The following is a 22,843-nucleotide window of genomic DNA, read 5'->3' as shown; positions in this document are numbered from 1 at the left end:
AGATTCACGGTTTGTGCTCGTGGATGGAGGTGATTTGCATGACCATTACGATCAAGGTCGCTGCTGGTGTTTATCCAGCAGAAAAGCGCAAAATGGACCGTCTGAATTTAGGATTTTACTGCAATAAATGCGATGAGTTCTTTGCGATTGCTGTTGCTCCTAAGGGGGCCGACGCAAAAATCCGTCAAACCATCATCGACTTGGATCCAGGAGCGTTGTTCAAGTGTCCGACGTGCGATGAGGTCCAAGAGCGGCAATCGAGCGAGGTAGCTCGAATTCGCCTGACTCCTGGAAAAACACGTAGGCCACCTCCGCCAAAAGACGCGCATTAGCGTTTTCACGGTGGATCCTATTATCCGTCTGGATGAAAGCACCTGTACTTGTGCGGCTGTTCTTCGCGAATGAATTTTATAGGCGGGCGACGGCGGTTATTGTGGCGAGTATTCTGGATTAGGACACTTCCACCAGATATCTCGGTGTTTCCCAGACACGGATCATGGGTTTGGTGCCGGCTTTGGCGGCGATGCGGCTGCGGAGCCAGAGTGCGAGGATTTCGCTCGTCGGATTTTCGAGGCCGGGGATGTCGTTCAAGCAGCGATGGTCGAGTTCGTCGATGATCGGCTGCACGATGCCGTCGAGTTCGGCGTAGTCGAGGACGAAGCCGCGTTCGTCCAGGCCCCCGGTCACGGAGACATCGACGCGATAGTTATGGCCGTGGAGGCGGCGGCATTTGTGCCCGTCGTGGACCTTGGGCAGGAAATGGGCGGCTTCAAACGTATAGGTCGCGGTGATCCGGATCGTCTGCCCGTCCGTGGCGGTTGCGTCGTAGGGTACGGTCACGTCCCAGTCTCCTTTGCCGGCGTGCGAGGCATCGCCGTGTCGCGAAAATCGTCGGTCCAAGGCTCGGCTTTGCGGCTGGCTGCCCTGGGGGTATCCGGGGTCGGGTGACGATCCCCGGATTGTCGCGTAGCAGAGCGGCATTTGCTCCGTCGCATCACGTCGCGCCTCAATTTTTTGAGGCGTTGCGCCTGGCCTGGCTGCTGAACTTATAACGGAGCAGGGAGGGCCGTGGCGCGACCCGGCCGTCACGTGCCGTAGGTTGGCTTGGATTACAATTTCTTATGGCGATTTCATCGGGCGGCCTATCGCTTTTCTTAATCTTGTCTTAGTCGGGGTTGCATGGTCCCGCCGGAATTGGTCGGGGTGCGTTTCAAAGCGGAGAAAGCCGATGCTGGTCTCGATGGCCAAAATGACGGGTCGTGTTGGAGTGGTTCTGTTCGGCCTCTGGGCTGGACTCGCGGTTGCCACCGCGCAGGAAACTCCGGCCCCGCCGGCCGCGGCAACGCAGGATGGAGCCGCACCGAACGCGGACGCCGCTCCCCAGGACAACGTCAAGCAGATCAAGCTGACGGAAGACCAAGTGAAGCGCTTCATCGCCGCGCAGACGGATCTGGCCGCAATCGCCTCGAAGATCCAGGCCGCTGGGGATTCCCCCGATCCGGCGCTGCAGGCGGAACTCGAAGGCATCGCGAAGAAGCACGGATTTGGAAATTTTTCTGAGCTCGACGACGTCGCGGCGAACATCTCGATCGTGATGGCCGGACTCGATTCCGCGACCGGCAACTTCGTCGATCCCGTCGAAGCGTTGAAGAAAGAGCGCGACGACGTGCAGAAGGATTCGAGCATCCCCGAAGCCGACAAAAAACAGCTGCTGGACGAGCTGACGGAAGCCATCGGGACGACGCCGAACCTCGAATACAAGGAAAACATCGAGATCGTGAAGGCGCACAAGGCCGAGATCGAGAAGGCGCTGCAGTAAGCGGCGCTCCGGTCGCGCTTGCGAGGTGCGGCGTCAGGCGATAACAATCCGCTATGCAAGATAGTGTGCCTGATGCTGCCCCGCTTTTGCTCGTCGAAGAGGCGGAACCGGGCGTCGCCCTTCTGACACTCAACCGGCCGCACGCGCGAAATGCGCTGTCGCGCGAGCTGATCGCGGCCGTCCATCGCGAGATCGAGCGCCTGGGCAACGATCCGAAGATCGCCGCGATCGTGCTGGCGGCCAACGGCAAGGTGTTTTCCTCGGGTCACGATCTAAAAGAGCTGACCGCGCATCGCTCCGACGCGGACGGCGGGCTGGCGTTCTTCCGCGATACGATGCAGGCGTGCTCCGCCATGATGCTGGCGATCGTCGCGTGCCCGAAGCCGGTCATCGCGGCTGTCGAAGGCCGCGCCACGGCCGCCGGGTGTCAATTGGTTGCCACGTGCGATCTGGCCGTCGCGTCGGAAGCCGCCGATTTCGCGACTCCGGGCGTCAACATCGGTCTTTTCTGTTCGACGCCGATGGTCGCGCTCTCGCGTAACGTCCCGCGCAAACGAGCAATGGAAATGCTGCTGCTCGGGGAAGCACTCTCGGCTGCCGATGCGGTGAGCTATGGCCTCGTAAACCGGGTGACGCCTGCCGGAGACGTGCGCTCGGAAGCCATCGGGATGGCGCGTGCGATCGCTGCGAAATCGAAGGCGACGGTCGCAATCGGTAAGGCGGCCTTCTATCGGCAAGCCGATATGCCGCTCGGCGATGCCTACGCCTTTGCCAGCGAAGTCATGGTCGAGAACATGATGAAGCTCGATGCCGCCGAAGGGATCTGCGCCTTCATCGAAAAGCGCGCGCCCGATTGGAAGGATGCCTGACTTGGAACCGCGGGTCACATTCATCACCCTCGGTGTTCGAGATATCAGCCGCTCGCGCAAATTCTATGAGGCGCTGGGGTTCAAGGCTTCGTCGGCGAGTCAGCCGAGCGTGACGTTTTTTGATGCGGGCGGCATCGTTCTCGCCCTCTTCGGCCGCGACGCGCTTGCTGAAGATGCTTCGGTTCCGGCGGATGGATCGGGATTTTCCGGCTTTGCATTAGCGCACAACGTCAATTCGGAAGGTGACGTCGATCGAACGCTTCGTGAGGCCGTCGCAGTGGGCGCGAACCTCTTGAAGCCCGGTCAGAAAGTATTCTGGGGCGGGTACTCCGGATATTTCTCCGATCCCGATGGTCACCTCTGGGAGGTGGCATACAACCCTTTCATGCCGCTCGACGGGGATGGTCGTCCAACGCTTCCCGAGCGCGCGGCATGAGTATCGACGGGCTGAGCGATGCCGACATCCGCGCCATTCTTGCGCGCGTGAAAACATTTGCGGTCGTCGGCGCGAGCGCAAACCCCGAGCGTCCGAGCAACGGCGTGATGAGTTTTCTTATTCGTGAGGGATACGCGGTCGCGCCGGTCAATCCCGGCGTCGCAGGCAAGACCATTCACGGGCAAGAGGTTTATGCGCGCCTCGCCGACGTTCCGCCGCCGGTCGATGTCATCGATATTTTCCGCGCGCCGAGCGAAGTGCTGCAGGTCGTGCAGGACGCGATCGCGGTCAAGGACAGGCTCGGTGCGACGGTCATCTGGATGCAGCTCGGCGTGATCAACGAGGCGGCGGCCGCCGAAGCGCGTGCGGCAGGTTTCACCGTCGTCATGGATCGCTGTCCGAAGATCGAGCTCTCTCGGCTTGCGCGAAGTTAAGCCTGGACCCGTATTTTTGCGGGTTTGCCTGCGGCATCCTGACGATATGCTTTCATTCGATGCCGTCGCCATTTATGCTTTTCAACCCATGTCTGGCAGCAGCGGTGGTTTCCCGGTAAACGGGATGACCCGGCGGTCAGGCTTTGCTTTCCCTCGGGCAATGGAGCATATGCTCGGGGAGAAACCCCGGAGCGATTTAACGATGAAGTCGGGTGCCTTGACGTCCGTAAAACTGCCAGCAGACTGGTCGGTGGAGACTATCCTTCCGATCGAATTTCAAGGGCGCGAAATCACGCTCGAGGCCCATGCCTATCAGGGCGAAACGGACGCGGAGCAGATGGTCGTTCTCGTCCATCGCGATCCGGACGTTGCGAATGGTTCGGCTGCGATCCCGGTCGTGCGCATTCACTCCGGCTGCGTGACGGGCGACATTTTCCATTCGCTCCGTTGCGACTGCTATCAGCAACTCCAGGCCGCGTTGAAAGCCATTACCGAGGTTCCGCTCGGCGTCATCGTGTACGCGCCGTATCACGAGGGTCGCGGTATCGGCCTGTTCAAAAAGATCCAGGCCTACGCCCTGCAGGATCAGGGTCTCGATACGGTCGAGGCCAACATCGAGGTCGGAGCGCCGATCGACAGTCGCGATTACAGCCTTGCGGCGCGGGTGCTGCAGGATCTCGGAATGCCCGAGATCAAGCTGCTGTCGAACAATCCGGCGAAGGAACAGGCGCTGAAAGCGCACGGCATTCGCGTTGCAGAGCGCCTGCCGCTGGTCATCAAGCCGAACAAGTTCAACAAGCGCTATCTGGAAACGAAGCGCGCCCGCATGGCGCATAAGCTTTAAGCGCTCGTGCGGCAGCCACCTTCGGACGATTTTGCGCGTCTCCCTGAGCTTGCGGAGGGGTTGCGTCGCGAGCCTCATGGCGATAGGCCGGGTGCCGCAATCAATGAGAAAGTTCCAGGCCGGAGCGTCCGGCCGCCTGCGCGATTGATTATTCTATGTCCAATGAGTTTCCGCTTCGTCCGTTCCTGCCCGCCGATACGATGGCTTTGCGCGATCTCTTCGCCCAAAGCATCGAAGAGTTGACGGCCGACGACTACGACGAGGACCAGCGCCTTGCGTGGGCGGCGAGTGCCGCGGATGCGGATGCGTTCCGCGCGCGGCTCGGCGGGACGCTGACGCTCATCGTTCAGGTCGAAGGCGAGTACCTCGGCTTTGGGTCCCTTAAGGACAATAAAACGATTGATATGCTTTATGTGCATCCGGACTTCGCGGGCGAAGGCGTCGGAAGTGCGATCGCAGATGCTCTCGAAAAGATCGCCGGAGCACGCGGCGCCGAAGCCGTAACGGTCGACGCCAGCGATACGGCGATGCCGTTCTTCGAAGGCCGGGGCTATGCGGCGGTGCAGCGCAACTCGGTGCCGCGCGATGATCAATGGCTTTCGAACACGACCATGATAAAGCCGCTCAAAGACGCGAAAGCGAAAGCAGAGACTTCGGCCAAACCGTCATGAGCAAAGAGCGCCTCTATCTTTTCGACACGACACTGCGCGACGGTGCGCAGACGACGGGCGTCGATTTTTCGCTCGAGGATAAGCGGCGTTTGATGCGCGTGCTCGATGACCTCGGGGTCGATTACATCGAGGGCGGCTACCCCGGCGCGAACGCGACCGATACCGAGCTTTTTACGTCGCGGCCGGACCTGAAATCGGCGCGCTTTACGGCATTCGGAATGACCAAGCGGGCCGGTCGTTCTGTGTCGAACGATCCGGGATTGCAGGCGATCCTGCAATCGGCGGCCGACAGCATCTGTCTCGTCGCGAAGTCGTCCGACTATCAGGTGCGCGTTGCGCTCGGGATATCGAAGGAAGAAAATCTCGACTCCGTCAAGCAGTCGGTCCGCGCCGTCGTCGAGACGCAGCGCGAGGCGATGATCGACTGCGAGCATTTTTTCGACGGCTACAAAAGCAACCGCGAGTACGCGCTTGCCGTCGCGAGAACCGCCTTTGACGCGGGCGCGCGCTGGGTCGTTCTCTGCGACACGAATGGGGGAACGCTGCCCCACGAAATCGAGCGCATCGTCAGTGACGTCGCGAAGCACGTGCCGGGCGCGAACCTCGGCATTCATACGCACAACGATACGGAGAACGCCGTCGCCAACACGCTGATGGCGGTGCGCGCCGGATGCCGACAGATCCAGGGAACGCTCAACGGTCTCGGCGAGCGCTGCGGCAACGCTAATCTGACCTCGATCATTCCGACGCTGCTGCTGAAGAGCGAGTTCGCCGATGCCTTCGCGACCAGCGTCACGCCCGAGAAGCTTCGGACACTGACGCACGCTAGCCGCGTGCTCGATGAAGTTCTGAACGAGGCGCCGGACCGGCATGCGCCTTACGTCGGCGAAAGCGCGTTCGCGACGAAGGCCGGAATTCATGCATCGGCGTTGATCAAGGCGCCCGAAACGTACGAGCACGTGCCGCCTGAAAGCGTCGGCAACGAACGGCGCATCCTGGTGTCGAAGCAGGGCGGGCGGTCGTCGCTCACGGCCGCGCTCGAGCGCTTTGGATTGCCGTCCGACAAGGAAGATGCGCGCGTGCAGGCGCTGCTCGATGAGATCAAGGCGCGCGAGGACCAGGGCTATTCCTACGAGGCTGCGGAAGCTTCGTTCGAACTGCTGGCGCGGCGTTCGCTGGCCAGCGTGCCGCGGTTCTTTTCCGTCGACTCATTCCGCGTGACCGTCGAACGCAACCGGGCTCTGAACGGCAGCGGCACGCATGCTCAGGCGGTCGTCACGGTGTCGATCGCGGGCGAACGCGATCCGCTGGTTTCCGTCGGCGAGGGCAATGGTCCGGTCAACGCCCTCGACAAGGCGTTGCGCAGCGATCTAGGCCGCTACCAGAAGCACATCGATCACGTCGAACTCGTCGACTACAAGGTTCGCATCCTGACGCAAACGCAGAGTGGCGGCACGGATGCGGTGACGCGCGTGCTCGTCGAAAGCCACGACACTGAAACTGGTGAGCGCTGGACGACGGTCGGCGTGTCCACGAACATCATCGATGCGAGCTTCGAGGCGCTTCTGGACAGCATCAATTATAAGCTGCTGAAAGACGACGCGCGCGCCGCCTGATGTCGCCGTCGGCGCTCCTTTCTACATCCAGCTTCTGCCGTCTTCTGCCTGGCATCCCTTCGGAGGCAGCGCGTTGGCGAACGTCGCGTGCAGCTTATCGCAGCCCCATTTTCGGATCGGCGCGGGCATCATGCTGTTCAACTCGATGCCGCTTTCGTCGTAGGGAGTCGTCTTGTTCGTCACGTATGAATACCAGTGCTGCCCGAAGAAGATCGCTCCGGCGACTATAACGATCAGAATCGTGCGAACGGCTCTGCGCATGCGAGGTCCTTCTGTGAGTTTACGCGGGTTCTTGCGCGAGCATTGTTCTTTTGCTGACAAGATCGGGCAGGATTTAACGCCTCGCTTATGTGAGCGCTAGCGGCGCGGTCGCCACCGTCGTGACGCCATGATCGTCGGTCCATGAAAACTCGAACGTGCCCGGTCCCGGCACGCGCATCTGGAAGGCGACGAAGGGATTGGCGGAAATGCCGGTGCCGAATTCAGCGCGAAACACTTCCTGTCCGGCGTATTTTGCGACGAACAGGTTGATGATGTCGCGCGGGATCAGCTTGCCGTACTTGTCGTGACGGTTGCCGGTTTCCATGATGTGCGTGATCAGCGATTTCACCTCAATGATTTCGCCGATCTTGGCGCTCTCGGGGAGTTTGATGCGCGGGTTTGCGGCCATGATTTTGCTCTCAATCTCCACAGCCACCGATGGTGACCCCAACCTTCGTCGTCGACAGCAGCATTTCGCCGCTCGATAGCTCGGCGAGCACGATGACGTCCTGCGTTTTTGCCAGACGCATCCGGCTTTGGACGCGTGCAACCGCGTTCACCGGCGACAAATAAAATGTCGCGACAAGTGCCACGGGGTTGGCGGTCGAAACTATATGAATGGTCTTGACGTAATCCGCATCCGTCATGGGGCTCGCGACCGTCATCGTGATGGGTACGAAATTGCCGTTGTCGGCAAGCTCGGGAAGGTCGACGGTGATCTTTTCTGAGACCGGTGTTACGCCGTGCGTGAGCTTCGCGAAGGTTTCTTCGAATTGCCGGCTGCGCTCGAGAGCCGTTTCGCCATGCGCAGCTTTTGTAATCAGCGGGAGAAGTCCGGCAGCGGCCGTCGCCGACAGCAGAAATTGCCGGCGATCGAATTGCGTTATTCTGGCTTGGTCTCGCATTGCTGCCGCTTTTTGAAGAAACGTCTGGTTACCGATATATAAGATGCCTGCCTTCTGAAATTCCAGTTACATGCGATTGCCTTCCTGCCTAAATCGCGGTGAAAATTCTGCCGGTTAATCCGCACTCGCGCGACGAAATCGAGAAAGAGGTTGCAAGATGACCAAGGTGACGCGTCGCGAATTTTCGCTGATGGCGGCGGGCGCGGTTGCGGCAAGCTCCGGACTGTCGCGACCGGCCTTGGCGGCCGGGCCTGCGAAGATCGTGATTATCGGAGGCGGGCCGGGCGGCGCGGCGGTTGCCAACCGGCTCAGGACCGCAGCTCCCGACCTCGCCATCACCCTCGTCGAGCCCAAGGAAAAATACACCACGTGTTTTTACTCGAACCTCTATATCGGAGGTTTCCGTTCGTTCCGTTCGATCACCTTTGACTACGAGGGCGTCCGGAAGCGTGGCATCACCGTCGTCACCGACGCGGCGACGGCCATCGATACGACGGCGAAAACGGTGACGCTGGCGCGTGGCGCCTCACCGCTCAGCTACGACAGGCTGGTGGTTGCGCCGGGCATCGATATCAAATTCGACAGCATCGAAGGCTATTCGCCCGAGGCTGCGAAAATCATGCCGCACGCATGGCAGGGCGGCGAGCAGACGTGGATCCTGAAGGAAAAGCTGTTGGCGCTGCCCGATGGCGGCCTGGTGGTGATGTCGTCGCCGCCCAATCCTTACCGCTGCCCGCCGGGGCCTTATGAGCGCGCCTGCATGATCGCGCATTTCCTCAAGACGACGAAGCCGAAGTCGAAGATCATCCTGTTCGATGCGAAGCGGTATTATTCCAAGCAGGCCGTGTTCGAGCAGGCGTTCATGGAATTCTACAAGGATATCGTCGAGATCAACCTGACGAACGAGATCGACGACTATTCGGTCGTCAAGGTCAACCCGCAGACGGGCGAAGTGACGACCAAGTCGGGCCAAACGGAGCGCGCCGTTGTCGCCAATATCATTCCGGCGCAGAAGGCGGGCTCCATCGCCGCGAGCGCCGGGTTGACGGAAGGGGACTGGTGCCCGATCAATCCGCAGAACTTTTCGTCGACCAAGGCCCGGGACGTCTACGTGATCGGCGATGCGGCGATCGCGGCGGACATGCCGAAATCGGCGTATTCCGCTGTGAGCCAGGCCGGCGTCGTCGCTGCCGATATCATCGCAGATCTTGCGGGCAAGCCGCGGACGGTCGGGCGATACCGCAATACGTGCTGGTCGATGGTCGCGCCGGGCGACAGCGCCAAGATCGGCGGTGATTACTCCCCTGGTGAAAAAAACGGCAAGCCATTCCTAAAGGGCGAGAATGAGTTCATTTCGCAGCCTGACGACAGTCCGGCGGTGCGGCTTGAAACCAACCAGGAAAGCCAGGACTGGTATCAGACGGTCGTTGCCGATCTCTTCGGAGAAACTCCGCAAATGGCGGGTCCGTAGTATTACGGCGCCGTAACGTTGAGGTGCCGTGGCATCGGGGCTTCGTAAAATTTAGGCTGGGGATCGATGCCGGAAGTTTTGCCAAAATCGGGCGCGATGCCGGATTAGCCGCTGTCGCACAAATGTGTTTAAATACAACTTGGTGCGGCCGGGGCAGGCCGCATCGTTAAGCTGGCGTACACGTCAGCTTACGATACTCGCGTATCCGTCGGAGCCGCTTCGAAGTGCGCCGCGGTTCCAAGTGGAGACCTCGAAATGGCGGCCGTTGTTCTGTTGATTTTGGCCCTCGGCGGATTTCTCCTGCTCGGAATGATCCGTGCACCGCTTTGGGGCTGGGCGGCGGCTGTCGGACTTCTAACGCTTCTGGCCACCTACAATTGCACGAGCGCGCTGGCGTGGCTCGCATGGCTTCCATTCGTGGGGCTCGCGCTGCTGTCGATCCCGGCTCTGCGCCGCCGCTTCATCGTCGCGCCAATCTTTGCGACGGTACGAAAAATTCTACCAAAGGTCTCCGACACCGAGGCGCAGGCGCTTGAGGCCGGAACGGTCGGGTTCGATGCGGAATTGTTTTCCGGCACGCCAGACTGGAGCAAGCTGCAATCCATTCCTCCGATCGAGCTTTCGGCGGAAGAGCGCGCGTTCCTCGATGGCCCGACGGAAGAGCTGTGCCGGATGATCAGCGACTGGCAGGTTCGCCATTCGTTGCGTGAGATCCCGGAGGAGATCTGGAGCTTCGTTAAACACCACGGCTTCCTCGGAATGCTGATTTCGAAGGAGCATGGCGGCCTCGGTTTTTCGGCTCAGGCGCAGTCGCTCATTCTCGGCAAGATCGCGTCGCGGTCGCCCGATGTCGTGACGATCGTCATGGTGCCGAACTCGCTCGGGCCGGGCGAACTCATCGAGAAATACGGCACCGACGAACAGAAGCATTATTATCTGCCGCGTCTCGCGAAGGGCGAGGAAGTTCCGTGCTTCTCGCTGACAGGTCCGACGTCGGGTTCGGATGCCGCCACGATGCGCGACATCGGCCATGTCACGCGCGGCACGCATGAAGGTAAGGAAACGCTCGGCATCCGTTTGTCCTGGGAAAAGCGCTACATCACGCTCGGGCCGAACGCGACGCTCGTCGGCCTCGCGTTCCGTCTGTTCGACAAGGACAACCTGCTCGGCAAAGGCGAGGACGTCGGTATTACGCTGGCGCTCATTCCGGCCGATCATCCGGGCGTCAACATCGGGCGGCGGCATCTGCCGTCGGGTGCTGCGTTCCCGAACGGGCCGAACTGGGGCAACGACGTTTTCATCCCGATCGACTGGGTCATCGGCGGGCAGGCGATGGTTGGCAACGGCTGGCGCATGCTGATGGAATGCCTGTCGGCGGGCCGTGCGATTTCGCTGCCGTCCTCGGCGACGGCGGGCGCAAAAATGATGCTGCGTGTTACGTCGGCCTATGGGCGGATCAGAAAGCAGTTCGGCTTGCCGGTGTCGCGCATGGAAGGCGTCGAGGAGCCGCTGGTCCGCATCATCGAGACGGCCTATGTCAACGAAGCGGCCCGCGCGATGACCGCCGCGATGGTTTCTCGCGGAGAGAAACCGTCGGTGATCTCGGCGCTTATGAAATATCAGACGACGGAGAAGATGCGCCGCGCGGTCAACGACGCGATGGACATTCATGGCGGTCGCGGCATCTGCGATGGGCCGTCGAACTATCTCCAGTCAGCATATCAGATGGTTCCGGTCGGTATTACCGTCGAGGGCGCCAACATTCTGACGCGCACGCTGATCACGTTTGCTCAGGGCGCGCTACGCTCGCATCCGTTTCTCTACAAGGAAGTGCAGGCGGCGCAGGATGCCGACAAGCGGCGCGGGCTCGATGCCTTCGAGACGGCCTTCAACGGCCACATCGCATTCTCGCTGTCGAATGCGACCGGAGCGTTCGTCCATAACATCACCGGCGGCGCGCTGGTTTCGTCGCCTGACGATGCGCTCGGCATGTCGCACTGGTATCGCCAGCTTGCACGTGCCAGCCGTTCGTATGCGTTCGTGGCCGATTTGACCGTGGCCTTGCTTGGCGGCGGTCTGAAGATCAAGCAGAAGATAACCGGGCGCATGGCGGATGCGCTGGCCGAGCTTTACATGCTGTCGGCGACACTGAAGCGGTATCAGGACGACGGCCGTCCGGCAGGCGACGAGCTCGTCGTCGAGCTTGCAGCGCAGAACGGCTTGTGGCGCTTTCAGGAGGCGCTCGGTGGCGTCATCGACAATTTCCCCGTTCGCTGGGCGCGGCCGCTGATGCGCATCGTGGTGTTTCCGCTCGGGCGGCGCTTCAAGCCGGCGTCCGATGTGCTTGGTCATCAGGTTGCGCGGCATGTCCTGCAGCCCGGCGAGGTTCGCGACCGGCTGACGCGCCACATCTTCGTTTCGCGCGACGTCAACGATCCGACGGGCATCCTCGAGGTGACGCTTGAGAAGGTCATCGCAGCCGAGCCGATCGAAAAGAAGCTCGAGAAAGCCATTCGCGACGGGCTCGTTCGGCGCTATCACGGCATCGACTGGTTCGCCGAAGCAGCCGACAAGGGCGTCATCACGGCAGCGGAAGCCGAGCAACTTCGCGAGGTCGAGCAACTCGTCGCGCGCGTCATCGCGGTCGATCATTTCGATCCTGCCGAGGTGAAGCCGAATTACGCAACCCTCGGCCATAATATTCGCGGGTCTGAAAAAGTGGCCTCGGAAAAAGCTATCGCCGGTTTCGGAGTTTGAGGTGTGCCATGAGTGAAGCGACGGCGGACATGAAGGCAGCGCACTTGAAGGATTGGCGCTTCTCAATCGACGGCGAAAACATCGCGTGGGCGGTGTTCGACCGGGAAGGCGAAAGCGCGAATTCGCTCGGCCGCCGGCCGATCGAGGAACTCGACGCCATCATCGAACGCGTCGAAGCGGAAGCGCGGGCGAAGACCGTTCGCGGCCTCGTCATCATCTCGGGGAAGGAGCGCGGCTTCGTCGTCGGCGCCGACATCCGCGAGTTCGAGACGTTTCAGAACGAGCAGGATGTCGTCAACGCGCTGAAGCCGGTCAACGCACTTCTGGATCGCATCGAGAAGCTGCCGGTTCCGGTGGTCGCGGCCATCCACGGCGTCTGCGTCGGCGGCGGGCTGGAGCTGATCCTCGCCTGCCATTACCGGATCGCGACGCGCGATGACTCGACGCGCATCGGCTTTCCTGAGGTCAAGCTCGGCATTTTCCCTGGCTTCAACGGTACTGCGCGTTCGATCAAGCAGGCGGGTCCGATGGCGGCCATGCAGGCAATGCTGACCGGCGGCATGATCCGCGCGACGGTTGCGAAGGCGCAAGGCTTCATCGATCAGCTCGTCGGCAGTCCGGGCGAACTGCATTGGGCTGCGCGGAAAGCTGTGCTGCAGAACCGGCGTTCGCAGTCGGCGGGTCTCGCCAAGATGCTGCTCACCAAATGGCCGGCGCGCGGTTTCCTTGCGGGCAAGATGCGTCAGGAGACCGCCAAAAAGGTTCGCGAAGATCACTATCCCGCGCCCTTCCGTCTGATCGATCTCTTCGAGAAAGAGGGCGGCGATCTCAATCAGATGAAAAAGGCCGAGACGACGGCGTTCGCGCCGTTGATGGTTTCGGAGACGTCGCGCAATCTACGCCGTGTGTTCCGCCTGACGGAGCTGTTGAAGGCGCAAGCGCCGAAGGGCTTCAAATGGCGGCCGACCCGCGTTCACGTCATCGGCGCGGGCACGATGGGTGCCGATATCGCAGGCGTTTGCGTTGCCGCCGGCATGGAAGTGACGCTGCAGGACATTTCGCCGGAGCAGCTTGAAAAGGGCATTAAGGCGCAAGGCAAGCTGTTCGCGCGCAAGTTCAAGACGAAGGCGACGCGCGATGCCGCCAAGACGCGTCTGATCGCCGACCCCGAAGGCAAGGGTGTTGCGCGGGCCGACGTCATCATCGAGGCGATCGTCGAGCGGCTCGACATCAAGCAGAAGCTGTTCGCGGACCTCGAAACAAAGATCAAGCCCGGTGCGGTGCTGGCGACGAACACGTCGTCGTTGAAGCTCGAAGATATTTCCGCGCCGCTGAAGGATCCTGGCCGTCTGATCGGCCTGCACTTCTTCTCACCTGTGCCGCAGATGCCGCTCGTCGAAGTCGTGCGCGGCTCGAAAACGCGCGACGAGGAAGTGAAGAAGGGCGCGACGTTCGTCACGGCTATCGACAAGTTCCCGCTGATCACGAAGGACGTTCCGGGCTTCATGGTCAACAAGGTTCTGACGCCTTACATGTTCGCGGCGATGAAGCGTCTCGAAGAGGGCGAGGACAAGGAGAAGATCGACGAAGCCGTTCGCGCCTTCGGGATGCCGATGGGGCCGATCGAGCTTGCCGACAACGTCGGTCTCGATATCTGCGCACACGTCGCGAAAATCCTCGGTCAGTCGAGCGAGGGCTCGCGGCTTGACCGTCTCGTCGCCTCCGGCCGGCTCGGCAAGAAGACGGGCGAAGGTTTCTATGTCTGGAAAGACGGCAAGCCGGTGAAGTCGGACGCCAAGTTCTCGAAGACCGAACTCGACAAGCTTGGGCGCGAGTTGATCGAGCCGATGATCGCGGAAGCGCAGAAGACGCTCGACGAGGGTGTCGTCGAGAGCGCCGATCTCGTCGATGCGGGCATGATTTTCGGGACGGGCTTTGCGCCGTTCCGCGGCGGGCCGTTGCACTACAAGAAAACGCATCCCGAGACGGAGCCTGCGATCACGTCGCGCGCCGCTGCGGAGTAAGATTATTCTCTCTCCACGTTCTTACGGGCAGAGGGGAAACATTGGAGATCGATATGACACGAGAGCTTCGGCGCGTTGCGGTGATCGGCGGTGTCCGTATCCCGTTCTGCCGGTCCAACACGCTTTATGCCGATCTCTCGAATCTCGAGATGATGGCAGCGGCGCTGAACGGTGTCGTCGACCGGTTCGGGCTCAAAGGCCAGCACATCGACGAAGTCGTTGGCGGCGCGGTCGTCACGCATTCGCGCGATTTCAATCTGGCGCGCGAAGCTGTGCTCTCATCGAAGCTTGCGCCATCGACGCCGGGTGTCACGCTGATCCAAGCGTGTGGAACGTCGTTGCAATCGGCGCTGATGTCGGCGGGCAAGATCGCAACCGGCGAGATCGAAAGCGCGATTGCGGTCGGATCGGACACGACGTCCGATGCGCCGATCGTTTTCTCGAAGAAGTTTTCAAAGCGCCTCGTGCAGGTTGGTCAGAGCAAGACAGCGCTCGACAAGATTCGGGTCTTCAAGGGGCTGTCGCCGTCCGAGCTTGCGCCGCAGCCGCCGGCAGTTTCCGAGCCGCGCACGGGCCTCTCGATGGGGCAGCATTGCGAGCTGATGGCACAGGAATGGAAAATCCCGCGCGCCGCGCAGGACGAGCTTGCCTTCGAGAGTCACAAGAAAGGCGCGGCCGCCTACGACGAAGGCTACATGGACGATTTGATCGTGCCGTGCGCGGGCGTTTATCGCGACAACAACCTTCGTCCCGACATTTCGCTCGATAAGCTTGCGTCGCTGAAGCCTGCGTTCGAGAAATCGGAACGCGGAACTTTGACAGCAGGCAACTCGACGCCGATGACCGATGGCGCGTCGGCTGTGCTTCTTGCCTCTGAAGAGTGGGCGAAAGCGCACAATCTGCCGGTGCTCGCCTATCTCACGTACGGACAGCACATCGCCAACAATTTCGTCGGCGGCGACGGTCTGCTGATGGCGCCGACGATCGCGGTGTCGAAGCTGCTCGACCGTGCCGGGCTGACGCTGCAGGACTTCGATTTCTATGAAATTCACGAAGCCTTCGCGGCCCAGGTTCTCTGTACGCTGAAAGCCTGGGAAGACGCCGATTACTGCAAGAGGGTCCTCGGCAAGGACGCACCGCTCGGTTCGATCGATCGCGCCAAGCTCAATGTCAAAGGCTCTTCTCTGGCGTTCGGTCATCCGTTCGCCGCAACCGGTGCGCGCATCGTCGCCAATCTCGCGAAACTGTTGTCGATAAATGGCGGTCGCGGCCTGATTTCGATCTGCACAGCCGGCGGCATGGGCGTCGCCGCGATTCTGGAAGCGCCGAAATCCATCGAAGCCAGCGTTGCGGCCTGAATAACGCAATCGCAACGCGAGACGCGCGATCCTGAATGAGCTATGCACCTCGCAATAGGTGAAGCTGAGGGGCGTGCGCATGGCAGGTGGTACAGGTCAGGACAGGCAACTCGAAGCGGCGCGCGCGCTGGTGCGCGACGTTGCCGATCGCTTCGATCTCAACGCCTGGGCGCGTCTTTGGGACGGTTCGCGTCTGCCGCTCGGCAAAGCTCCGACCTCGAATTTCGAAATCTCGATCAGTGATCCGGGCGTGATCGGCACGCTGGTTCGCAGTCCGCGTCTCGATACGATCATTCGCCAGTACATTGAGAAGGGGATCGACTTCTCGGGCGGCACGCTGGTCGATTTCGGACGTGATCTGCAGAAGAACGACAAGGCGCCGAAAGTCAAAGGTCGCGATATCGCCAAAGTCGGACGCAATCTGCTGCCGTTTGTCTTTGCGAAGAAGGATGCGCGCGATGCGCACGGCTTCAGCGGTGACGAGTCCGGCGTCAATCGCAAGATTGCCGACAACAAGGACTACATTCAATTCCACTACGATCTATCGAACGACTTCTACGCGCTCTTTCTCGATCCCGAGATGGTCTATTCGTGCGCCTATTACACGGACTGGTCGAACGGTGTCGAACAGGCGCAGCGCGACAAGCTCGAGATGATCTGCCGTAAGCTGCGGCTGAAGCCCGGCGACCGGATGCTCGATATTGGAGCCGGATGGGGCGGTCTTCTCTGCCACGCTGCGCAAGCTTACGGCGTGACCGCGCATGGCATCACGCTCTCCGAGGAACAACTCTCGTTCGCGCGTGAGAAAGCGAATAAGCTCGGCCTCGCTGATCGCGTCACGTTCGAGCTTGCCGACTATCAGAACATCAGCGGCACCTACGACAAGATCGCGTCGATCGGCATGTACGAGCATATAGGGCTCAAGAACATTCCGGGCTACATGAGCAAGGTGCGCTCGCTTCTGAGCGAAGACGGGCTGTTCCTCAATCACGCCATTTCGCATCGTGCGCCGAAGAACGCCAAGAAATGGCTGACGCGGCCGGAGAAGAAAGCGATCGCGAAATACATTTTTCCGGGCGGCGAGCTGGACGACATCGGGCACACGATCAACGCGATGGAACGCGCAGGTTTCGAAGTGCACGACGTCGAAGCGTGGCGGATGCATTACGCGCGCACGTGTCAGCTCTGGTGCGAGCGCCTGACGGCGCGCAAGGATGAAGCGATCGGCTTTGTCGGCGAAGAGAAATACCGGATCTGGGTCGCGTATCTCGCGGGCGTCAGTCTCGCGTTCTCGCGCGGGTCGCTCAGGCTTTATCAGACACTGGCGTCGAAGACGGCGAAGCGTCCGCCGCCGCTGCCGCCGACACGCGCGGATTTGTATCGCTGAGCGCGCGGTCGCGCGGCGTAGAATTCGTTTAGCGTTTGCCGTTTGCGTCGGGCGGGGTTTCGGTGGTTTTCGGCACCGTGAAACCGCCTTCCGCGACGAGACGCGCGAACAGCCCCGTCCCCTGCGCCAGGTCGTCGAAGCGTCCGCGCTCGACGATTTCGCCGTGATCGAGGACGAAGATTTCATCGGCATCGGCAACGGTCGACAGGCGGTGCGCGATCACGAACGTCGTGCGTCCCGTTCTGAGTGTGTCGAGGGCGCGTTTGATCTTGGCTTCGGTTTCGGAATCGAGCGCGCTCGTCGCTTCGTCGAGGATCAGGATCGGTGCGTCTTTCAGAATCGCGCGCGCGATGGCGATGCGCTGGCGTTCGCCGCCTGAGAGCGATAGTCCACGCTCGCCGATCATGAAGCCGTAGCCACCCGGCTTGCGCATGATGAAATCGTGCGCTTCGGCGAGTTTGCTGGCGCGTTCGACCTCGGCGTCGGTTGCGTCCGGTTTGCCGATGCGGATGTTCTCACCGATCGTGCGATTGAAAAGCCCGGCGTCCTGGAAGACGACGGAGATCGCTTGGCGCAGCGACTGTATCGTGACGTCGGCGATGTTCTGGCCGTCGATGGTGATGCGGCCCGACGATGGCGTCTGGAAACGCTGGAGCAGGGCGATCGTCGTCGACTTGCCGGAGCCGGTCGGACCGACGAGGGCGACCGTCTCGCCGGCGTTGGCGGCAAACGTCACATCCGATATGCCCTGCGGGCTGCCGCCATAGCGGAAGTTCACGTGCTCGAAGGCGACGGCGCCTGCGACGTTCTCCAAGGGCTTGGCGCCGGGCTTGTCCTCGTTGTTGGCCTTTTCGTCCATCAGCTCGAACAGCAAGGTGAGGGTCGGCGCCTGCTGATGAACCTTCACGACGAAGGCTGAAAGCTGATCGAGGCGACTGATCAGCAGCGTTGCGAAGGCAACGAAGCTCACGATCTGGCCGACCGTCAGCTCGCCGCGTCCGACGAGAACGGCGCCCGCGACGAAGATCACGACCATCGTCAGCGTCGCCGCCGAACGCTGCATGACCGTCAGGATGCCCCACCAGGTGACGACCGGAAATTGTGCTGTCAGCAGCTCACGCGACAGGCCGCGCAAAGCCTCCGCTTCGGCCTGCAGTCGGGCGTAGCTCTGCACCACCATGACGTTGCCGATCACGTCGACGACGCGGCCTGAGAGTGCCGTCTCATGCTCTTCGACGGCGGCCTGCCCGTAGGTCGTCTTGCGCATCACGAGGACGTTCATCAGCGTATAGGCGGCAGCCAGCGCAACAAGGATCGTTGCCATGCGCGCGTCCATGCTGATCGCGGTCGGAACGAGCAGGATGATGCCGAACAGTGCTGTGAAATGTTCGCGCATGGCTCCGAGCCAGAGCCAGAAGAGGGCCGTCGTTCCGGCGAGAATGGTTCGGATCGTTGCGCCACTGCCGCGCGTCGCGTGCACGCTCTGCGGCAGGGCCATCGCCTTTTCGAAGACGGTGGCGAGATGCGCGTTCTTCTGGCGATGGGCGAGGCGATCGGAATTGATGCTGACGATCACGCCGGCGATGACGCCGAACAGGCCGAGGACGGCCCACAGGCCGATATAGCCGAATGCGCTTTCGCCCTTGCTGAGTGCGTCGACGACGCGTCCGAACAGAATAGGCTCGGCAAGCTGGATGGCTGCGATGAATATGCTCGCGAGTGCCAAGCCGATCGCGAGATACTTTTCGGACTCGAGCAGCTTCAGGGCGCGGATGTAGATTTGGAAGAGGTTCAGCGGCTTCGACGTCATGCCTGCTTCTCCGGAGCGCCGCAGCCGAGACGGACCGAAGGACTTTCCGAAGCCCCCATGTGCATGCCTGATTGAATTGCCGTTGACCCTGGCCGCTCTATAGCATTCCACGGAGAATAAGCATCAGGGAAAAGGGGCGAATGGCGATCGCCTTGACGGGCGTGCGCGTCTGCTCAATGCTAGGTTCAGGCAGCGTCTGGGAGGCTCGAAAGTCATGGCCCAGGATCCGAAGTATGAGCTTCCGACGTACACGCCGACGGCGCGCGGCCTGCATTGGCTGATCGCGCTTCTGATCCTCATCCAGTTTCCGATCGCCTTCTACATGACCTACCGCGGCTACGAAATGCCGGCGGTGAACGACAAAGGCGAAGCCGTTAAAGGCGTGTTCGACGGCGTCACCGGTTTCTTTTATAGCTGGCACAAGGTGATCGGGCTCACGATCTTTTTCCTGGTTCTGATCCGGCTCGCCTATCGTCTGACGCGCGGCGCGCCGCGGCCGGATCCGTCGGTGCCCAAGCCGCTGACCGGCATCAGCCATCTCGTGCACTGGTTGATTTATGCGTTGCTGATTGCCGTTCCCATCATCGGGTATCGCGGAATTTCCTATGGCCGCTACCTCGATGTTTTCGGCTTTTCTTTGCCGGCGGTAACCGAGAAGAACGAGGATCTCTCGAAAGAGGTTTTCGAATGGCACGAGAGGGCGGCGATCGTGCTGCTTCTGCTCGTGTCGCTGCATATCGCGGCCGCGATCTATCACCGGTTTTTCCGCAAGGATCGCGTCGTTGAGCGGATGTTGCCGAAACGATCTCTCGATGCCTGATTGAGGTCTTGCAACGGTCAGGACGCCGGTGCGGCGAACGTATCGGTATGGCCGACGACGACGCCCGTTCGCGGAACGTTGATCCAATTGACGATGGTTTTGGCATCGACGCCGCCGATCTCTGAAACGGCGACGGCGTGGCCGCGTACGAGTTCTTCGATCAGCATACGATCGCTGCGTTCCAGACGCCAATCGCTGTCGCCTTCGATCACTGAATAGTCGTTGAGACGGAACTGATCCGCGAGATGCGCAGGCGCCATCGGTCCAGCGGCGAGGCCGAGACCTTTGTCGCGCAACTGATGGCGGTGAAAGGCGGACGCCATCTGGTTGTCGGCGGGCCGGTGCGGGGACCAGCGCCGCTGACCGTTGTAGGTGAGCGTTGCGTAGAACGCGATCCGATGTTCAGCCACTGTCTTTGCTAGGGCGCGGATATAGTCTGGCGATGTGAGATCGAAGAATGCGGAAGCCGTGACAAGGTGCAACGGCTGTTCGAGGAGGTGCGCCGTCTCGGATGCCAAGTCGGCAACGACGAATGTGACGTCGATCTCCCGGCCATCCTTGCGCAAGTGGAGGCCGTCGTCTGAGAATTGCGCTGCATCAGCCCAGGCGGCGAGCCGCGCCTTGGCGACCTCCTGCAAACCCGCGTCATGATCGACGAGTTTCCAGCTTTGGCGGTGGGGCAGGAGAGGTGCGGTGGCGCGAAGGTTCGAACCGGTGCCCGATCCGAGATCGAGAACGCTGACGTCGTCGCGCAGGGCGAAGCGGGCGCTGACGGCGTTGGCGACGTCGCTCGATCGTGCGCGCAGGTCGGCGGGCTCGCGCAGGTCGAGCCATTCGGGGGCGAATTCGCTCACGGCCGAAGGCCCAGGATGACGGCGGCGATGCGCCGTGCCGTCTCGTGCCAGGTCGGTAACGTGCGTCCGGCTTCCCATGCCGCGTCCGCCAGACGATCACGCAGTTTTTTGTCGGTGAGGGCTCGCTCGATCGCGATGGTCAGAGCGGGGGCGTTGTCAGCTTCGACATGAAGGGCGGACGACTCGCCCGCCGTCTCGGCAGCCGCGCCACCGGCCGCGATGACCATCGGCAATCCACGCGCCATCGCCTCCGCGAGCACCATGCCGTAGCCCTCGAACAGCGAGGCCGAGACGAAAAGATCGGCGCTTTCGTAGTAGCGGTCGAGCGTCGCCGGGACGACTTTACCCGCGAGCGTCACGCGGTCTTCGAGACCGTTCGACGAGATTGCGTTTTGCACCATCGCAACGGCGTCGGGATGGCGATCGAGCGCGCCTGCGATTGTTAATCGCCAGTCGATGTGCTTCAGCGGCGCCAGCGCCTCGACGAGCACGTGATAGCCTTTGCGCGGCAGTACGGCTCCAACGGCGAGGATCTGAAGCGGCGCGCCGGTTCCCGTGGCGCGTTGAGCCGGATCGGTTCCGGGTTCGGCGATCGTGATCTTCTCCTGCGAGATTCCCATCGTGTCGACGAGGATACGTTTCGTGACGCGGCTCGTGACGACGATGTGGCTCGCGTGCTGAAGCGCGATTTCTTCACTCGCTTTGATTTCGACTTTGCGGCTGTGGGGCAGGCCGGTTTCGAGGAACAGCGGATGATGAACGAGCGCGACGACGCGGCCCGAAAGCGCTTGGAGGACGTCGTCCGTAAAAGCTCCGAAGGCCAAGCCATCGACCATGAGCACTTCGTCACGCGGCTTGGCTTTCAGCAGGCGGGCCGTTTCGGCGAGATCGGTCGCGCTCGGATTGGGGAACGTATCGGCCAGCGGGAGAACCGACACGCGAACGCCGAAGTCGGGCAGCAATTCGATCACGCGCCGATCATAGGCGTAGCCGCCGGTCGTACTTTTCAGATCGCCGGGTATCGCGAAGACGACATCAGCCACTGATCGGCCCCTCGTAGCTGGCTCGTGCAAGATCCGTTTCAGAGAGCGTCACACGGATGCGCGAAAGCCGTTGTCCTTCGGTCCCGAATTTCCCTGACGTAGCAGCTTCGGCCATACGGTCGAAGACATACTTGCAGAGGAACTCAGTCGTCGTCAGATGGCCTTTGAATTGAGGTAAAGCGTCAAGATTTTGATAACCGAGAGGCTTCAGCGTTTCGTTGAGGACGCGAAGGGCCGCCCCGATATCGACAACGACGTTCTCGGCCGTCAGCTTCTCGCGGAAGAACGCGACGTCGACGACATAGGTTGCGCCGTGCAAATTCTGAGCGGGTCCGAAAAACGGATCCGGCAGGGAGTGGGCGATCATGATGCGATCACGGACTTCAACGGAGAACATCGGCACGGCTCATTTCATTTTGAGTCAATAGGAGACGACGGGCGGTAGTCCCGGCGATGACCAGATATCGGAGAGCGATTTCGGCAATTCGGTGAAGGCGACGGTGTCCGCGACCAGGACGTCGAGCGCCGGATCGTCAAGCAGGGCCATCGCGCGCTCGAGCCGGTCGCGATGTTTGATGTGGCCGCGATGGCTTGGGGCGACGTGGCCGACCTGCGAGGATATGATCTGCAGGCGGCGGGAATGGAAGGCCGCGCCGAGATTGATCGTGACCGGCCGCGTTCCGTACCAACTCATCTCGATGACCTTGCCTTCGAAGATGCAGGCGCCGATCGCGGCATTGAGTCCGGCTTCCGTGGCGCTGGTGTGGAACACGATGCGATTGTCGGGCGGAAGATCGTTCGGTGTCGCGAACGCTAGGCCGAGAGCCTTGGCGTAGCTCGCGCGCGCCGGATCGATGTCGACAAGTGTCACGGCGGTCCCTGCGATGCGGCGTGCCAGATAGGCCACCAGCAATCCGACAACGCCTGCGCCGATCACGGCGATGCGGTCACCGGGCGCCGTCCCCGCGTCCCAGTGGGCATTGAGCGCGGTTTCCATGTTTGCGGCGAGTACGGCGCGGCGTGAGGGGATGGCATCAGGGATCGCGACAAGGCTCTCTTCGGCGGCCTGGAAATAATCCTGATGCGGATGCAACGCAAAGACGCGGCGTCCTAGCATGGTGTCTGAACCGGCCGTTACAATACCAGCCGCCGAATAACCGTATTTGACCGGAAAAGAGAAACTTCCCGCCTGCAGCGGCGCGCGCATGCGAGACCATTCGCTTTGCGGCACCTCGCCCTTGGCGACGAGCCGCTCGGTGCCGCGACTGATCGCGGAAAATTCGGTGGCGACGCGTGCTTCTCCGGGAGCGGGCGGGGCCAAACGCTCAGTTCGGAGTTCAGCCTGATCCGGTTTGGTGTACCAAAGCGCGCGTGCGACGACGATCTGGCCCTGGCTGCGACGCATCCGGGGCGGATCGAGATCGGGTGTGCTGCGCTGGTCGTTCATTGTGAGAGACTGAACCC

23 protein-coding genes are annotated in these 22,843 nt (G+C 61.4%); 14 read left to right on the top strand and 9 right to left on the bottom strand.

Annotated features, from left to right (window positions below; translation table 11 throughout):
- The first annotated feature begins 38 nt into the window (after nt 1-38).
- Entirely contained in the window at nt 39-332 is a 294-nt protein-coding gene (locus HYPGJ_RS19080; protein WP_143440499.1) for a hypothetical protein, read from the top strand.
- A 118-nt stretch (nt 333-450) separates the two neighbouring features.
- Here the strand turns inward: HYPGJ_RS19080 and queD are convergent, their stop codons facing one another.
- Nucleotides 451-840: a 6-carboxytetrahydropterin synthase QueD gene (gene queD, locus HYPGJ_RS07245; RefSeq protein WP_052750840.1), complete on the bottom strand. Its 390-nt coding sequence runs from the start codon at nt 838-840 to the stop codon at nt 451-453.
- Nucleotides 841-1,228: 388 nt separating this feature from the next.
- On the opposite strand from queD, the gene HYPGJ_RS07240 reads away from it, so the two are divergent.
- From HYPGJ_RS07240 to cimA, 7 genes are all read left to right on the top strand, one after another.
- On the top strand, nt 1,229-1,819 hold the full coding sequence (locus tag HYPGJ_RS07240) for a hypothetical protein (protein ID WP_046846505.1): 591 nt from the start codon (nt 1,229-1,231) through the stop codon (nt 1,817-1,819).
- A 53-nt stretch (nt 1,820-1,872) separates the two neighbouring features.
- Nucleotides 1,873-2,688 (top strand): enoyl-CoA hydratase, encoded by an 816-nt coding sequence (locus HYPGJ_RS07235; RefSeq protein ID WP_046846504.1) that lies wholly within the window; start codon nt 1,873-1,875, stop codon nt 2,686-2,688.
- Entirely contained in the window at nt 2,681-3,124 is a 444-nt protein-coding gene (locus HYPGJ_RS07230; protein ID WP_046846503.1) for a VOC family protein, read from the top strand. Before HYPGJ_RS07235 ends, HYPGJ_RS07230 begins: the two co-directional genes overlap by 8 nt.
- On the top strand, nt 3,121-3,558 hold the full coding sequence (locus HYPGJ_RS07225) for a CoA-binding protein (protein WP_046846502.1): 438 nt from the start codon (nt 3,121-3,123) through the stop codon (nt 3,556-3,558). The genes HYPGJ_RS07230 and HYPGJ_RS07225 overlap by 4 nt, the downstream gene beginning before the upstream one ends.
- Nucleotides 3,559-3,760: 202 nt before the next feature.
- Nucleotides 3,761-4,402, top strand: a complete 642-nt coding sequence (locus HYPGJ_RS07220) for a GTP cyclohydrolase II (protein ID WP_013215422.1) — start codon at nt 3,761-3,763, stop codon at nt 4,400-4,402.
- Nucleotides 4,403-4,557: 155 nt separating this feature from the next.
- On the top strand, nt 4,558-5,073 hold the full coding sequence (locus tag HYPGJ_RS07215; protein ID WP_046846501.1) for a GNAT family N-acetyltransferase: 516 nt from the start codon (nt 4,558-4,560) through the stop codon (nt 5,071-5,073).
- Entirely contained in the window at nt 5,070-6,689 is a 1,620-nt protein-coding gene (gene cimA, locus HYPGJ_RS07210) for a citramalate synthase (protein WP_046846500.1), read from the top strand. The genes HYPGJ_RS07215 and cimA overlap by 4 nt, the downstream gene beginning before the upstream one ends.
- Nucleotides 6,690-6,710: 21 nt before the next feature.
- Here cimA and HYPGJ_RS07205 read toward each other — a convergent pair whose 3' ends face one another.
- The 3 genes from HYPGJ_RS07205 to HYPGJ_RS07195 form a co-directional block, all read right to left on the bottom strand.
- The gene (locus HYPGJ_RS07205; protein ID WP_013215425.1) at nt 6,711-6,950 is read right to left on the bottom strand and encodes a hypothetical protein; all 240 of its coding nucleotides are present in this window, start codon (nt 6,948-6,950) and stop codon (nt 6,711-6,713) included.
- A gap of 85 nt (nt 6,951-7,035) precedes the next feature.
- The gene (gene soxZ / locus HYPGJ_RS07200; protein ID WP_046846780.1) at nt 7,036-7,359 is read right to left on the bottom strand and encodes a thiosulfate oxidation carrier complex protein SoxZ; all 324 of its coding nucleotides are present in this window, start codon (nt 7,357-7,359) and stop codon (nt 7,036-7,038) included.
- Between the two features lie 10 nt (nt 7,360-7,369).
- On the bottom strand, nt 7,370-7,855 hold the full coding sequence (locus HYPGJ_RS07195) for a thiosulfate oxidation carrier protein SoxY (protein ID WP_046846499.1): 486 nt from the start codon (nt 7,853-7,855) through the stop codon (nt 7,370-7,372).
- A 157-nt stretch (nt 7,856-8,012) separates the two neighbouring features.
- Here HYPGJ_RS07195 and HYPGJ_RS07190 point away from each other — a divergent pair, with 157 nt between their 5' ends.
- The 5 genes from HYPGJ_RS07190 (at nt 8,013) to HYPGJ_RS07170 (ending at nt 16,852) form a co-directional block, all read left to right on the top strand.
- The gene (locus HYPGJ_RS07190) at nt 8,013-9,326 is read left to right on the top strand and encodes an NAD(P)/FAD-dependent oxidoreductase (RefSeq protein ID WP_046846498.1); all 1,314 of its coding nucleotides are present in this window, start codon (nt 8,013-8,015) and stop codon (nt 9,324-9,326) included.
- Between the two features lie 255 nt (nt 9,327-9,581).
- Nucleotides 9,582-12,083 (top strand): acyl-CoA dehydrogenase, encoded by a 2,502-nt coding sequence (locus tag HYPGJ_RS07185; RefSeq protein WP_046846497.1) that lies wholly within the window; start codon nt 9,582-9,584, stop codon nt 12,081-12,083.
- Nucleotides 12,084-12,091: 8 nt separating this feature from the next.
- Nucleotides 12,092-14,107, top strand: a complete 2,016-nt coding sequence (locus HYPGJ_RS07180; RefSeq protein ID WP_046846496.1) for a 3-hydroxyacyl-CoA dehydrogenase NAD-binding domain-containing protein — start codon at nt 12,092-12,094, stop codon at nt 14,105-14,107.
- A 53-nt stretch (nt 14,108-14,160) separates the two neighbouring features.
- The gene (locus tag HYPGJ_RS07175) at nt 14,161-15,465 is read left to right on the top strand and encodes an acetyl-CoA C-acetyltransferase (protein WP_046846779.1); all 1,305 of its coding nucleotides are present in this window, start codon (nt 14,161-14,163) and stop codon (nt 15,463-15,465) included.
- Between the two features lie 79 nt (nt 15,466-15,544).
- Nucleotides 15,545-16,852, top strand: a complete 1,308-nt coding sequence (locus HYPGJ_RS07170; RefSeq protein ID WP_046846495.1) for a cyclopropane-fatty-acyl-phospholipid synthase family protein — start codon at nt 15,545-15,547, stop codon at nt 16,850-16,852.
- A 28-nt stretch (nt 16,853-16,880) separates the two neighbouring features.
- Here HYPGJ_RS07170 and HYPGJ_RS07165 read toward each other — a convergent pair whose 3' ends face one another.
- Entirely contained in the window at nt 16,881-18,662 is a 1,782-nt protein-coding gene (locus HYPGJ_RS07165) for a glucan ABC transporter ATP-binding protein/ permease (RefSeq protein ID WP_052750816.1), read from the bottom strand.
- A gap of 214 nt (nt 18,663-18,876) precedes the next feature.
- Here HYPGJ_RS07165 and HYPGJ_RS07160 point away from each other — a divergent pair, with 214 nt between their 5' ends.
- A complete protein-coding gene (locus HYPGJ_RS07160) occupies nt 18,877-19,482 on the top strand; it encodes a cytochrome b (protein WP_046846494.1) in 606 nt (201 codons plus the stop codon).
- Nucleotides 19,483-19,499: 17 nt separating this feature from the next.
- Here HYPGJ_RS07160 and HYPGJ_RS07155 read toward each other — a convergent pair whose 3' ends face one another.
- The 4 genes from HYPGJ_RS07155 to HYPGJ_RS07140 are packed head-to-tail and all read right to left on the bottom strand — an operon-like array spanning nt 19,500 to nt 22,826.
- On the bottom strand, nt 19,500-20,336 hold the full coding sequence (locus HYPGJ_RS07155; RefSeq protein ID WP_046846493.1) for a class I SAM-dependent methyltransferase: 837 nt from the start codon (nt 20,334-20,336) through the stop codon (nt 19,500-19,502).
- Nucleotides 20,333-21,379, bottom strand: coding sequence for a glycosyltransferase family 4 protein (locus HYPGJ_RS07150; RefSeq protein WP_046846492.1), 1,047 nt, complete (start codon nt 21,377-21,379; stop codon nt 20,333-20,335). Before HYPGJ_RS07150 ends, HYPGJ_RS07155 begins: the two co-directional genes overlap by 4 nt.
- Nucleotides 21,372-21,776 (bottom strand): 6-carboxytetrahydropterin synthase, encoded by a 405-nt coding sequence (locus HYPGJ_RS07145; protein WP_046846491.1) that lies wholly within the window; start codon nt 21,774-21,776, stop codon nt 21,372-21,374. Before HYPGJ_RS07145 ends, HYPGJ_RS07150 begins: the two co-directional genes overlap by 8 nt.
- 24 nt (nt 21,777-21,800) lie before the next feature.
- Nucleotides 21,801-22,826 carry a zinc-binding alcohol dehydrogenase gene (locus HYPGJ_RS07140; RefSeq protein WP_046846490.1) on the bottom strand — a complete coding sequence of 342 codons (1,026 nt, stop codon included), beginning with the start codon at nt 22,824-22,826 and terminating at the stop codon, nt 21,801-21,803.
- Between the last annotated feature and the right edge of the window lie 17 nt (nt 22,827-22,843).

The sequence above is a fragment of the Hyphomicrobium sp. GJ21 genome (assembly GCF_001006785.1).
Classification (GTDB): Bacteria; Pseudomonadota; Alphaproteobacteria; order Rhizobiales; family Hyphomicrobiaceae; genus Hyphomicrobium_B.
Note: the sequence above shows the minus strand (reverse complement) of the source record. Positions and strands in the feature narration are given on the sequence as shown.